Annotated in this window: 9 protein-coding genes and 2 tRNA genes; 9 read left to right on the forward strand and 2 right to left on the reverse strand. The window is 48.7% G+C overall.

The features are described 5' to 3' along the window. Positions 1-8 precede the first annotated feature (8 nt). From pal to P0Y67_RS00865, 5 genes are all read left to right on the forward strand, one after another. Positions 9-542 (forward strand): peptidoglycan-associated lipoprotein Pal, encoded by a 534-nt coding sequence (gene pal, locus P0Y67_RS00845; RefSeq protein WP_046222340.1) that lies wholly within the window; start codon positions 9-11, stop codon positions 540-542. 14 nt (positions 543-556) lie between these two features. Further along, positions 557-1,306 (forward strand): tol-pal system protein YbgF, encoded by a 750-nt coding sequence (gene ybgF, locus P0Y67_RS00850; protein WP_342390325.1) that lies wholly within the window; start codon positions 557-559, stop codon positions 1,304-1,306. Between the two features lie 158 nt (positions 1,307-1,464). Beyond that, entirely contained in the window at positions 1,465-2,526 is a 1,062-nt protein-coding gene (gene nadA / locus P0Y67_RS00855; RefSeq protein WP_120511234.1) for a quinolinate synthase NadA, read from the forward strand. Positions 2,527-2,881: 355 nt separating this feature from the next. Further along, positions 2,882-3,823 (forward strand): TAXI family TRAP transporter solute-binding subunit, encoded by a 942-nt coding sequence (locus tag P0Y67_RS00860; RefSeq protein WP_342390326.1) that lies wholly within the window; start codon positions 2,882-2,884, stop codon positions 3,821-3,823. A 76-nt stretch (positions 3,824-3,899) separates the two neighbouring features. Next, positions 3,900-5,801 carry a TRAP transporter permease gene (locus P0Y67_RS00865; RefSeq protein ID WP_342390327.1) on the forward strand — a complete coding sequence of 634 codons (1,902 nt, stop codon included), beginning with the start codon at positions 3,900-3,902 and terminating at the stop codon, positions 5,799-5,801. A 57-nt stretch (positions 5,802-5,858) separates the two neighbouring features. On the opposite strand, the gene P0Y67_RS00870 is transcribed toward P0Y67_RS00865, so the two are convergent. Further along, a complete protein-coding gene (locus P0Y67_RS00870) occupies positions 5,859-6,434 on the reverse strand; it encodes a UPF0149 family protein (RefSeq protein WP_342390328.1) in 576 nt (191 codons plus the stop codon). 247 nt (positions 6,435-6,681) lie between these two features. On the opposite strand from P0Y67_RS00870, the gene P0Y67_RS00875 reads away from it, so the two are divergent. The 3 genes from P0Y67_RS00875 to P0Y67_RS00885 all read left to right on the forward strand — a co-directional run bounded on the left by P0Y67_RS00875 (position 6,682) and on the right by P0Y67_RS00885 (position 10,385). Beyond that, a tRNA-Ser gene (locus tag P0Y67_RS00875) sits at positions 6,682-6,769 on the forward strand. 668 nt (positions 6,770-7,437) lie between these two features. Then, positions 7,438-9,270: a M4 family metallopeptidase gene (locus P0Y67_RS00880; protein ID WP_446728782.1), complete on the forward strand. Its 1,833-nt coding sequence runs from the start codon at positions 7,438-7,440 to the stop codon at positions 9,268-9,270. A gap of 671 nt (positions 9,271-9,941) precedes the next feature. Next, positions 9,942-10,385, forward strand: coding sequence for an L-alanine exporter AlaE (locus tag P0Y67_RS00885; RefSeq protein WP_303453641.1), 444 nt, complete (start codon positions 9,942-9,944; stop codon positions 10,383-10,385). 64 nt (positions 10,386-10,449) lie between these two features. On the opposite strand, the gene mscM is transcribed toward P0Y67_RS00885, so the two are convergent. After that, on the reverse strand, positions 10,450-13,764 hold the full coding sequence (gene mscM, locus P0Y67_RS00890; RefSeq protein ID WP_342390329.1) for a miniconductance mechanosensitive channel MscM: 3,315 nt from the start codon (positions 13,762-13,764) through the stop codon (positions 10,450-10,452). Positions 13,765-13,963: 199 nt separating this feature from the next. On the opposite strand from mscM, the gene P0Y67_RS00895 reads away from it, so the two are divergent. Further along, positions 13,964-14,051, forward strand: a tRNA-Ser gene (locus tag P0Y67_RS00895). Positions 14,052-14,058: the final 7 nt, after the last annotated feature.

A 14,058-nucleotide genomic window follows, 5' to 3' on the forward strand; every position in this document is an offset into this window, starting at 1 on the left:
GAAAAAAAATGCAACTGAATAAAGTTTTAAAGGGTTTGGCAATTGCGCTGCCAATGTTTACTCTGGCTGCTTGTAGTTCTACCGACAGCACAGACAGTTCTGCCGCTCAAACTAACACTGGCGCTGGTACAACTGGCTCAGAAACCACAGTTGTAACACCTGTAGATTCTGGTTCAGCGGCGATGTCAGAGCAAGAAATCCGTAACCAGCAACTGCGTCAGGAACAAACGGTTTACTTCCAGTTTGACAATGCTGAAATTCAGGCCAGCTACCAGGCGATGCTTGAAGCACATGCTGAATACCTGCGTAACAACAGTGGTGTGAAAATTGTTGTTGAAGGCCACGCTGATGAGCGCGGTACGCCAGAGTACAACATTGCACTGGGCGAGCGTCGTGCCAATGCTGTTGCTAAATACCTGCAGGCACTGGGTGTGTCTTCAAGCCAGATCTCTATCGTAAGCTACGGTGAAGAGAAGCCGCTGGTACTGGGCCACACTGACGCCGATTACGCTAAGAACCGTCGTTCGGTTCTGGTTTACTAATTAAGGTTATGAAAATGAACAGTAACATGATGCGTTATGTCGCATTAACGTTGCTGATTGGTGCGGCGACCCCTGTGGTCGCCGCACCTGCTCCTGTTTCTGAGCTCAAAGGCAGCTCATCAAGCAGCGAAAGCAGTCTGCAACGTTTAGAACGTATGTTTGAGGCGCGTAGCCAGATGCAACTGGATATGCAGCGTCAACTTGATGAATTGTCCCGTGAAGTTGGCGAACTACGCGGTATGGTTGAACGCAATAGTTATGATATGAAGCAGATGCTGGAACGCCAGCGTGAGCTCTATCGTGAAATTGACAAATTAAGCCGCGAGCAACCTGCTGCAGCCAAAGCAGAGAAAAAGGATGTATCCGGCGGTGAAACTTATGCCGCCAGCGCTGATGAAAATACCGCTTATGAAAGTGCCGTGAATTTGATCCTGAAAGAAAAGGATTATGATGGCGCGGTGACGGCGTTCAACGAATTTTTGTCCACTTATCCTGATTCTGTGTATGCGGCCAATGCCCATTACTGGCTTGGGCAGCTTTATTTTACCCAGAACAAGATGGCGGATGCTCAAACACACTTTGAAGCGGTTGCCAGTTTCAAAGACTCCAACAAGCGCGCTGATGCGCTGTTGAAGATGGGTGTGTTAGCCGAGCGCGGCAACAAAGCGGATGTGGCGAAAAAGCTCTATGAGCAGGTAGTGGCAGAATATCCCAATACTGCGACATCCCAACAAGCCGAAAAAAGCCTCAAGAATCTCAAATAGCAGGATATCTGGCTTTATCTCCTCCTCGCCGCTAACCTCTCAAAATTGGGTTAGCGGTGCCTGATTGCCCCTTCTATGCCTCATCCAGATTAGTATTACAGCGTAATTGCAGTGTATAATGCGCGGATTGTAAGGACGAGCTGATAGAGCAAGACGTAATGAGCCTGACATTTGACCCTTCAGAAATGGTGTATCCATTTCCACCCAAACCAATTCCACTGACTCAAAGCGAGCAAGTGGATTACAAAGCGAAAATCAAAGCGCTGCTTGAAGAAAAAGAAGCGGTATTGATCGCGCATTACTACACCGATCCTGAAATCCAGGCCCTGGCCGAAGAAACCGGTGGTTTTGTGGGTGATTCGCTGGAAATGGCACGATTTGGTAATCAACATCCTGCGAAAACCCTGATCATTTGCGGTGTGCGTTTCATGGGGGAATCGGCCAAGATTCTGACCCCGGAAAAACAGGTGTTGATGCCGACGCTGGAAGCTGAATGCTCTTTGGATTTGGGTTGTCCGGAAAAAGAGTTCAGCGAATTCTGCGATGCGCACCCTGATCACACTGTGGTGGTGTATGCCAATACGTCTGCGGCGGTCAAAGCTCGCGCGGACTGGGTGGTGACGTCCAGTATAGCGCTGGAGATTGTCGAACATCTGGATGCCGAGGGTAAGCCGATCATCTGGGGGCCAGACCGCCATTTAGGTAGCTATATCCAGAAGAAAACAGGCGCTGAGATGCTGTTGTGGCAAGGCGAGTGTGTGGTTCATGATGAGTTTTCCGCCAAAGCGCTGAAAGACATGAAGCACCTGCATCCGGATGCGGCTATTCTGGTCCACCCTGAATCACCGGCGAGTGTGGTTGCCTTAGCGGATGCTGTCGGTTCTACCAGCCAGTTGATCAAGGCGGCGAAAAGCCTGCCGCAACAAAAACTGATAGTTGCGACCGACAAAGGCATTTTCTTCAAAATGCAGCAGATGGTGCCCGAAAAAGAACTGATTGAGGCACCAACGGCCGGCGCTGGCGCGACTTGCCGAAGCTGTGCGCATTGCCCCTGGATGGCAATGAACGGCCTGAAAGCCATTGAAGCGGCTTTGCGCGAAGGCGGCGAGAAGCACGAGATCTTTGTTGATGAAGCCATCCGTGTGAAGTCTCTTATCCCGTTGAACCGTATGCTGGATTTTGCCGCATCACTGCAATTGCAAGTGAAAGGCAACGCCTGATCCTGACAAAACAAGTTTCACCGAGACGAAAAGCGATCCGATGGTCGCTTTTTTTGTATCCGAAGACTTTACACCCTAAGGTGTGGTGAGATTTAACAAGGGCCATGAAATCAGATTGTGATGGTCAGAAATTGTGCGGGTGTCAGTCTTTACCGATTCTGGTACCGGCACCGGAGCAGCGGCTTTTATTGACCGGTTTATAACAAAACAAATCAAACTTGTAACATTTAGTGGTACCTGAGATCTCATTGTCAGTATTTTTTTGTTGATCATATATGCCAACAAGGCAATAACATTTGTAGGATAAATAAAATGCAATAACCCTACTAAATATCTGAAAACTAGGATCATAACTATGCTTACACAATTCAGAAAAGGCTGGCTGGCCTTCACGACGACAGCATTGCTTACCTTTTCGGTTCAGGCGAGTGCGGAAAATTACACCATAGGAACAGGCAGTCAGAGCGGTACTTACTACCCGTTAGGCGGGATACTGGCCAAGATCTGGAGTGAGAATATTGATAATTTTGACATGCGGGCTGAAGTCACTGCCGCTTCGGTTGAAAACGTGATCAAAGTGTCCACCCATAAGCAACTGGCGGGTATCGCGATGGGTAATGTGGTTGAGCAGGCCTATGAAGGCACGAAACCCTTCCCGAGAAAAATGGACGCGGTCGTCTTGTTTGCTCTCTATCCCAATGTTGTCCAGTTTATGGTGCCTGCGGATTCAGATATTCACAGTATTGCTGATCTGAAAGGTAAAAAGGTCTCGCTTGGCGCGCCGGGTTCGGGTACGCGAGTCAGCGCGGTTAATATTTTAAATGCCCTGGGGGTTGATGAAAAAGATATCCAGGCCCAATCACTCAATTACACCGCGACCACCAGTGCGATTGCCAATGGTCAGATTGATGCCGGAGCCATTGTCGGCAGCTTAGGTGTCGGTGCGATCACTGAGCTGGCATTGACCCGTAATATCCGTATTTTGTCGTTTACCGAAGCGGATATGGCGAAAATCACAGCGGCCAACCCCTCTTATCAATTGATCGAAGCACCCGCTGACACCTATAAGAATGTTGCAAGCTTTAAAGCGCCGGCAATCTGGAATGTGTTAGTGGTCAATAAAGATCTGGATAACAAACTGGCGTACGAAATGACCAAAACCGCCTTCGAGAATATGGATAAGATTCGTAAAACGATCAGCGTGACTCAATATACGACGCTTGAAAATATGAAAAAACTTGATGGTGTGCCATTGCATCCTGGCGCCCAGCAATATCTGGATGAGCAGTCTCAGTAAACATGGGTTGTTATCAGGGGCAGGGAAGCGCAGACCCGGGTCTGTCTCTCGGCCCTTGTGCTGAATTGGAGTATTTATGTCAACGACAGCCACGGCCCGGCACGGGCAAAAGCTTGCAGATATGCTGATGAAAATAGCCGCTATAGCGGCTATCGTTTTGTCTGCCTTTCAGATTTGGCAAGGGGTGACGGCAGAATTAGCGGCGCCTGTTTTTCGTCCGGTACACTTAAGCTGGATTCTGGTATTAGTGTTTCTCACTCAGCCATTAATCAAACAGAGCCATGCTTTGGCTTTATATCTGGCGGCACGCAGTGTCGATTTTGTGTTGTCGGCAGCCACCATCTGGGCGACCTGGCACATTGTTCAGTTTGATTACGACGATATCAGTTTTTTACTGGATGGGCTGAAAGGGTCAGACCAACTGGCCGGGTTGATCACTATCGTTGCCTTACTGGAAGCAACCCGGCGCTCTGTCGGCATGGTGATGGTGGTGATAGCGGCGGTCTTTATCACTTATGCGCTGTTTGGTGATGCCTTGCCTTCAGGTATCGCCAGCAAAGGGTTTGAACTGGAAGAGCTGATCCGATTCCATATTTTTTCCACCAACGGGGTATACGGTGCGCCTTTAGCGATTGCGGCCGGGGTGGTGTTTATTTTTGTGCTGTTTGGTGCTTTTCTGCAGGTGACCGGTGCCGGGCAATTTTTCATCGATATTGCTTTTGCTGTTGCCGGTAAATACCGCGGGGGCCCGGCAAAAGCCAGTGTGATCGCATCGGCGGCGTTAGGCTCTATTTCTGGCTCTGCGATTGCCAACACGGTGACCACCGGCTCGTTAACGATTCCGATGATGAAAAAGCTGGGCTACAAACCTGAGCAAGCTGCCGGTATTGAAGCCGCTGCATCCACTGGGGGGCAGATCATGCCGCCTGTGATGGGGGCGGGCGCCTTTGTCATGGCGCAGTTTACCGGGATCCCTTATAGCGAAATATTACTGGTCTCGATTGCACCTGCGATTTTGTATTTTGCCTGCACGCTGCTTTATGTCCACCTGATGGCCTGTAAGCTGGGGCTGGAAGGGATGGATGTCAAAGCAGGTGTGCGTGAAGTACTGAACAACGGCTGGCACTTCCTCGCGCCATTGATTCTGGTCACTGCACTGCTGATGATGAGTTATTCGCCGGAACTGGTCGGCATTGCCGGGTGCGTCGCTGTCCTGGTTTCCGCCTTGTGCCGCAAATCCAGCCGTGTCAGCCTGAGCCAGGTGCTGGAAGGCATGAAAGAGGGGGCATTGATGGCCCTGCCGATTTCAGTGGCCTGCGCAACGGCCGGTATTGTCGTTGGTGTTGTCGGGCAAACCGGTATTGGCCTGCAGTTCACCCAGTTTCTGCTAGCGCTGTCCGGCGGTCACTTATGGTCGGCACTCCTGCTGATTGCACTGGCGGCGGTGGTTCTGGGCATGGGCTTGCCTGTCACAGCCGCGTACATAGTGTTGTCCGTAATGGCGGTGCCGGCACTGAATGATTTCGGCTTGCCAATTCTGACGGCCCACATGATTGTTTTCTGGCTGTCACAGACTTCTAATGTCACGCCACCTATCGCTCTGGCGGCCTTTGCCGGTGCCGGTATTGCCAATGCATCGCCGATGCGATCCGCGGTGCAGGCGTTTAAACTGGCTCAGGGCTTTTTCCTGATCCCGGCGATGATGGCATTTTCCGGGCTGATCTTGGGCAATGGAGACACACTGCATTTTGTGATTGCTATAGCAACGACGGCAGGGCTGATTATCGCTTTTGCGGGGGGGATTGAGGGGCGGTTGATTAATCCGCTCAATAAGCCGTTCAGAGTGGTACTGCTGGCATTGGCACTGATTATTCTGTTTATGGATGACTCGGCCAGGTTAGCCGCGTTAGTGGCTGTCATCGGGATAGTCGTGGTAAACACTAAGGTAAGCCGGCAGAAGGCGGAAATGACCCACTGACGCTGGTTGCCAGTCAGTGTAATCAGCCGGGCAGAATTGGCTGCCCGGCTGTGGGTATCACTGGTTTTCGGTAAGCTGTTGTGCGCGCTGAGTGAGGCCGCACAGCATGGGAGGAATAGCTTTGAAGACTTCTTCAAATTGTGCCAGTCCTTCAGCACCTTGCTCAGATAAAGCGGCCATCGCACTTTCCGGATCATACAGCAGGCTGACAGAAAGCAGCACGCCGCCCAGCAGGGCGTTGTCCTGGCTGTTTTCCGGCATGATGGTTTCCCAGTCATCCCGCGCCAATTGCCAGCCCTGTAATACGCCTTCGGCAAATTCACGGGTGGCTGGTGTGACCAATTCTTTGTCATCCAACTCGCAACCTTCCGGCCATTCCCAGCTATTAGACAACAAGGCCTGACGCGCTTCGTTCCATATCTGAACGATGGCGTTGGCATAATTTTCCAACTCTTGATGACTGGTAAATGGCGAGGTTTCATCACCACCCCACAGGTACGCCAGCCATTCAGCCGGATCCAGTAAATGAGGGGCCGCCGCCATTGCCGTTACAAAGCCACGGGTTTGATGCTCAGACAGCAAATGCTGACTAAGTTCAGGGTCTTGCAAAATTGCCGAAAGTTGCGCAGACATTATCAGTTTCTCTTTCAAATGGGCAGGCACGCTGTTCCGGCGCCTGTGAGCAGAATAACGGTATTGTAGCAGGCAGAGCCAGAAGACATAGCCTTGTGACGGGGAAACATGAAAAAAGGGCAGTGCGAGCCTGACAATGCTGCAAAAGTATCCACTTGATTGATAATGTGATGATTTGGGTTGACCTCAGTCAGGGGCAACACTATAGTTACGCCCCGTTGCTGAGTAAGCGCAGTAACCAAAAATAGGTGAGGTGTCCGAGTGGCTGAAGGAGCACGCCTGGAAAGTGTGTATACGGCAACGTATCGAGGGTTCGAATCCCTCCCTCACCGCCACATTCAGAAAAGACCCGTTGAGCAATCAGCGGGTCTTTTTGTATTTGACGGCTCTGAGTTGTATCCGGATGGCTTATCAGCCAGAAAAATAAAGACTGGCCTTCATTATTTCATTCCTGACTCAGTCTTTATTCATGAATCATTATTTCTTTTGTATTGAAAATTTAAAATAGCGTCGTTATTTCTAAATGACAGCGAACTGGCTGATTCACGAAATACTCATTTCTAATTTGGCGGTTAAGCGATTTTCTGAGCCGTAAATATTTGCGAGTCACTATTCATTTTATATTCATCTGTTACATGCAATATTGCATCCTCATTATATTTGTAAATTAGCAAGATCTAATTTGTAAATGTTTATATACACCGTGTGGAAATTCAACTTGTTGATTTAACTTGACATTAGAGTAATAACTCTCATTAATTGTTGCATTTGTTATTTAAATGTTAACTTTTTTGTACGTTCCATTATTGGTTTTTTGTTTGTTTTGTTTGCAAAGTATTGAAATGCTGAGCCAAAGTTGAATCGCTTTCTTGAAAAGTATACATGTGTGTAACAGAGCTGAAACAAGAGGTTCTCAGAAGTTAGGCGATAAAACATTTGCAGTATGAATGGTTTGTTGGTTGGGATGCGCAGGACAGCTCACTAAAATCTCTAGGAATGAGTAATGAAAACAAACAAACAACAAGCATTGGCTGTATTGACACTAGGTTCACTTTTCACCTTGCCGGCCATGGCCGCAGAAATGGTTGACGTCACCGATTCTGCTGTTCTGGAACAAGGGTTAATGGCACGTTCACTGACACCATTAAATAACAGTTTTAAACCTGTAAAGTCGGTCACTTTACCAAATGGTAAACAAAAGGTCCGCTATCAGCAGCTTTATAAAGGGTTACCCGTTTATAATACGGCCGTAGTGGCAACGACAAGTAATAAAGGCCTGACTCAGGTTCATGGCCGAATGGCACAAAATGTAGAGCAAGACCTGCCATTAATTCAGGCAGGCATTGATGAAAAACAAGCGCTGAATATTGCTAAATCACACCATGCTTCTTTACATTCTCCGCAATTAACCGGTGAACTGCCACTTGAAAATGAACAAGTGACGCTGATGGTTCGTCTGGATGAAAACAATCTGGCCGAGCTGGTGTACCAGGTGAGCTTCTTTGTTGCTTCCGATGAGCCATCCCGTCCTTATTTCTTCATTGATGCCAACACAGGTGATGTGCTGGATACCTGGGACAGCATCGCCCATATCCAGGCGCCAGGCTCTGGCCCTGGTGGTAACACTAAGACCGGGCAATACCAGTTTGGTGTGGATTTCCCGAATTTCATGGTGGAGAAAAACGGCACTACCTGTACCATGAATACCAGTGCAGTAAAAACCGTCGATCTCAATGGGGCGACGTCAGGCTACAACGCCTTCAGCTATAACTGTCCGACTGACAGCAACGCCAATAGCCACAAACAGGTCAATGGCGCCTATTCACCGCTCAATGATGCTCACTACTTCGGCCAGGTTGTCTTTGATATGTATAAAGACTGGCTGAATACGGCACCGTTAACCTTCCAGCTGACAATGCGTGTGCATTACGGCTCTCAATATGAAAATGCCTTCTGGGACGGCAGCGCAATGACCTTTGGTGACGGTTATTCTACCTTCTATCCATTGGTGGATATCAACGTCAGTGCTCATGAAGTCAGCCATGGCTTTACCGAGCAGAACTCAGGTCTGGAATACCGCAACATGTCTGGTGGTATCAATGAAGCCTTCTCTGATATCGCCGGTGAAGCGGCTGAATTCTATATGCGTGGCAGCGTGGACTGGGTAGTCGGAAGCGATATTTTCAAACAGTCCGGTGGTTTACGTTATTTTGATCAGCCATCCAAAGACGGTCGCTCAATCGATCATGCTTCGCAGTACACATCGGGTCTGAATGTGCACTATTCAAGCGGTGTATTCAACCGTGCGTACTACTTGCTGGCCAATAAATCCGGCTGGGATGCCCGTAAAGGTTTCGAAGTTTTTGCCGTGGCGAACCAGCTGTACTGGACTGCCAACTCTAACTTTGACCAGGGTGGTTGTGGTGTGGTTAAAGCAACCCAGGATCTGGGCTATAACACTGCCGATGTTGTCGATGCCTTCAATACGGTCGGTGTCAATGCCGCTTGTGGGGTAACACCACCAACGGGTGATACGCTAGAAAAAGGCAAGCCTATCAGTGGTCTTTCCGGTAACAGAAGCAGTGAACTTCACTACACATTCACTGTGCCAGCATCAGTATCCAGTGCTTCTGTAAGCATTACTGGCGGATCTGGCGATGCCGACTTGTATGTGAAAGCCGGCAGCAAGCCCACCACGAGCTCATGGGATTGTCGTCCATATGTTGGTGGGAATAATGAAACCTGTAATGTCGCCGTTTCTTCTGGCCAGACTTACTACGTGATGCTGCGTGGCTACAGCAATTTCTCAGGCGTGACACTGAGCCTGAACTATTAAGCCGTTTTCAACGTGACCAACCGGAAGGGAGCCTTGTGCTCCCTTTTTTCTTTGCTGCGCGCTTGGTCATGATATGTAATTAAATTTCACTTATGTAGTTATATCTCTTTTGTGTGCCTGTATCCCCGCGATAAAAACCTGCAGTTTTATCTGCATTTGGCATGATCTTCAGTCATGACCCAGTAAAGTGCACCTTATGCGTACGATTTTTGGCAAACTTAACAGTGTTAACTGCCAGTAAGATGTGACTGGCAAGTTTGTTCACTCATAAGTAAATGAAAAAGTTATAAAAATAGCGCATGAAAAGTTATGTGAAGATTGGGGTGGGTTTTTATATAAATAAACCGAATCTTGGCGATAAGCTGTGTTTATCAACTGACAAACTGAGCTTGCCAGCCACTTTTGTGCCAGAAAACATGCAGAAAAGCCGGACAACAGAAGGCGAGAAATACCTGAGTAGCACGTCAGTAGTGCGCAACTAGCGAAAGATGTGGCTTTGATCACGATTATTGGTTGTAAATAGACTACATTAATATTAATACAGTGAGATATTTTACCTAAAAGTTGATTTAATATGACGAATGACTGGTTTTTTATGGTGATTCTGGTCATATGGTCTTTTTGAATCGCCTATGTTGGCTTTTATCTCTGGTTAATGGTTCGGAGCGGCAGTGAAAGAACAATTTAATGTGCGCAATGCGGCAGCAGACACTTTTGCAATGGTGGTGTTCTGCTTTATCACAGGCATGATGATCGAAGTGTTTATCTCAGGGATGACCTTCCAGCAGTCGCTGGCTTCCCGAACATTGTCAATTCCGGTTAACATTGCTATTGCCTGGCCTTACGGCGTCTTTCGCGACTGGATGATCCGTCAGGGCGCAAAATTGAGCCCGTTGGGCCGGATGAAATTCGTCTCAGATATGCTGGCTTACGTGCTATTCCAGTCGCCTGTTTATGCCGCTATCCTTTGGTTTGTGGGGGCAGAGCCCGAGCAAATTATGACAGCGGTAGCCACGAATGCGCTGGTAAGCGGTGTGCTGGGTGGCGTCTATGGCCAGTTTCTTGAAGTTTGCCGTCGTATGTTCAGAGTACCGGGTTACTACCAGCAGGCTTAACACCGCGAGTTAAAGCGTCTTTACTGAGAGGCAGTCCAACGGACTGCCTTTTTCGTTGCTGTCGCTAGCGGTTCAAAGGGTGGCGCTGCTGCTTCTTGATGGCAATTTCAAGTTGAGGGTGCGCAATACTGATATCGTGTGCCAGGAACTTACGTTTAATCCGGCTGTGGAGATCATGGGTCAGACTGAGCCGGTGGCCGGTCTCTGCGGCATAGGCTCGCACTTCAAAATTTTGCGCGTCTGCGGTAATACTCAGGAAAAACACTTCGGGTTCAGGATTGTCCAGCACCAGTTCGCATTCATCTGCCGCCTCAAATAACAGCCGGGTCACCAATTCAGTATCAGCCAGATATTTCACACTGATAGCTATGGTTACCCGGGTGATGGAATCCGATAACGACCAGTTGACAAACTGCTCTGTCACAAAGGCTTTGTTCGGCACGATGACTTCTTTTCTGTCCCAGTCGACAATGGTGGTTGCCCGTGTATTAATTTTTGCCACAATCCCGGTAAGATCGCGAATGGTGACCGTATCGCCAATGCGGATAGGCTTCTCAAACAGAACGATCAAACCTGAGATAAAATTGGCGAAAATCTCCTGCAGACCAAAACCCAGGCCGACCCCCAGCGCCGCAATCAGCCATTGCATTTTCGACCATTCAAAACCTATCAATGCCGAACCAATAATGATGCCAAAGAAAATGGCCATATAGCGGGTCAGGGAAGTAATCGCATAGCCGGTTCCCGGACTCAGGCTGATGTGTTGCAGCACCAGCAGCTCCATTGCCCCGGGTAAATCACGGGCCAGAATGGCAGTCAGCCAGAGCGCCAGAATGGCGAGCAGCACACTTTTCAGCGTGATATGGCTGAGTTGTTCTATCCCGTCGATATTGGCATTGACATCCCAGAGTGTAATGTCTTCAAGGAAGCTGGTGGCCTGGTATAAATCTGATGACAAGAGCGCAAGAATAAACAGGTAAATCAGCAGCAACAGTGAGCGTAAAAGCCGCAGCGACTGCGCACTGATGACATCCAGATCGACCTCTGGCTCTTCAATTTCAATATGCAGCTCACTGCTTGCTGGCTCCTCTTTGCCTTCAAGCAATTCGGCTCTGCGTTGCGCCAGTATTTCCTGACGTTTCGCTTTGGCCCGCTCGAAAGCCAGTCTGCGTCGCTGAATCAGCATAAGGCGCTTGATCAGGTAATACACCAAGAGGGTAAACACGCCCAGCACTGCAGCATATTCGAGTTTGGACATCAGTTTTTGCGCCGAACCCAGATAGCCCAGCAGTGCAAAATAGTTAAGCGCTTGCGGTAATAAAATCAGCAGCCACCAGAATAAATGATGGCTGAGATGCAAATGGCCTTGGGGTAAATCCCGGTAAGTCATAGGAATACGCTCATTGGCCATTTTCCACATAAAGTAACTGACGGCTATGTTACTGATGATAAAAGCAAGCCGTCCCAGGGTGGCGTTCACATCAATGTCGTTGTAATAGAAAGCAAAGTTCTGGATCACCATCATAGGGAGGTAGATCCAGATCAATCGGCGATAATGGCCGAAGCAGCGCATGACCAGGTTGGGCTGCCAGTCAAAATGTTTGATGAGCAGACCGTCCGGTCGCACCAGCTCCCGCATGAAACAGTACATGACCAGAGGCAATGGCAGTGCGAGGGCCTGACCTAAGTGATGGATGAAAGGCAGTTGCCAAAGCGCGCTTAACAGGGCGCCAACGACGGCGACCACCAGTGGTGCCGGCCAGGCAAACAGGCCAGAGCAGATGACATTGATGGTACTGAAGCTGAACCTGTCTTTGGTGACTTTACCTATATACTGACTGGTTTCTTTTAAATATTTCTTCCAGCGTGCGCGGCTCCAGCTGAGGGCAATAATCAGCAGTGCGACAATGATCAGACAGAAAGCCAGTAGCACAGGATCAGCAACCAAAGGGACTTTGAGTAAACCCAGCCAGTGCGTCGGAGAAAAAAACCACTGCAATTTTTCCAGTGTGTCGGTTGCTAATTTGATACTGAAAGCGTTGCTGTCCGGAGCCAGGAACAGCAAGCGTGCCGCTCTGTTTTTCAGGTTATTCAGTGATGAATCCAGTTTGTCATAGGCGACTTTTAAGGTGGCTTGCTGATAAATCAGAATGTCGCTGCTGTCTATCAGCTTTTCTAACAAAGACAGGTTGTTCTGAATGAGTTCGGATTGCAGTGCTTGCTGATCTTCCGACAGATTTTTTTCTGGCGCAGACTTTGCGCTTTCGGTCAGATCTTCAAACCGTTGCTGATATTCATACTTACGGATCTGATTTTGAGCGATGTTATTGTCTAGCCCTGACATATCCGGCGGATCTGGCAGTCTCTTGAGCCGGGTGCGCATGTTTTCACTAAAAGCAGGGCTGAGGGACAGCCACTCGGCCATGTTGTTCAGATCTTCTGCCGTTTTTGCCACTTGCTCTGATTGCTGATCGGTTTTTTCCTGTTGCAACTGAACCTGATCCAGTTGATCTGACAGCGAGGACAACACACGGGCATAGCGCCGGTTTTCTTCACTGAGCTGTTTCAGTTCCGGGGGAAGATCGACCAGCTCTTGTACCAGCTCATCGGTATCGACGGCAGATTGTTCGGCATCGGTTCTGAGTAGCCGGTTTAGCATCAATTGCAGATTGTTACGGTATGCTTGTCTGGCCTCTATTTCTACATTGACCAGCTGGAGCTTTTGTTTGCTTAGCGTGCGGCGATTATCCCCCGTCAATTGTTCGGCTTCGAGGGCTGACAACTGGGTGTCATAAAACTCATACTCAATGTTATGAACCAGCAAGAGCGGGTTATCACGATCTCTTTCCGCCTGTTTGCGGGCTTTATCGGCATTATCTATCTGTTGGCGCAGTTGATCGACCCGTTTAGGAAACGCATCAATACTGCGTTCTATGTCTTCAATCTCGTTGCGATAGTTGTGTCGCTGTAATTCAAGCTGTTCTAACTTGTTGTCCTGCTCAGCTATCTCAAGGGTAAGCTGATCCTGGCCCCATTGGCTGAAGTCTGGAAAGTTTGAGGCATTAAAATCACTGATTTGCGTTTTTATGGTTTCCGTCTGCTCATTGAAGTTATCAAGCAGCTGCCGGTTCTTTTCGATTTGCGTTTTATAGGTTTCCGTTTTTTGCAACTGATCCTGTGCCTGAAGCAGTTTCTCCAGCAATTTCTCATTTTCTGGCGTTGTCTCCAGCTCCTTGGCCAGTGCAATCTGTTTGTCCAGCGCTTCACTGTAATCGGACGTTTGCTGGGTGGTGGCGGAATCTGACTCTTCACTGGCGTAGCAGGGAAAGACGATGATCAATAAGACTAACGAGAGTACGAATACGGTGAGATTGCGCATAGTGAAGTGGTAAGACTCAAATAAGAATTATCTTACAAGTGTAGAAATAAGCGTGTGTTAGGCCTAAGAAAAAACCGATTTGATCTTTTGATCATCGCTTACGATAAGAAAGTACAACTAATTGGGAAAAAACCTTGACCCGATTAGCACAAGTCAGTAAATTAGCCGCCGTCGACGCGACAGGCGTTGGCAACAATTTGGTGAGGTGTCCGAGTGGCTGAAGGAGCACGCCTGGAAAGTGTGTATACGGCAACGTATCGAGGGTTCGAATCCCTCCCTCACCGCCACATTCAG

Source organism: Photobacterium sp. SP02 (assembly GCF_038519165.1).
GTDB lineage: Bacteria > Pseudomonadota > Gammaproteobacteria > Enterobacterales > Vibrionaceae > Photobacterium > Photobacterium halotolerans.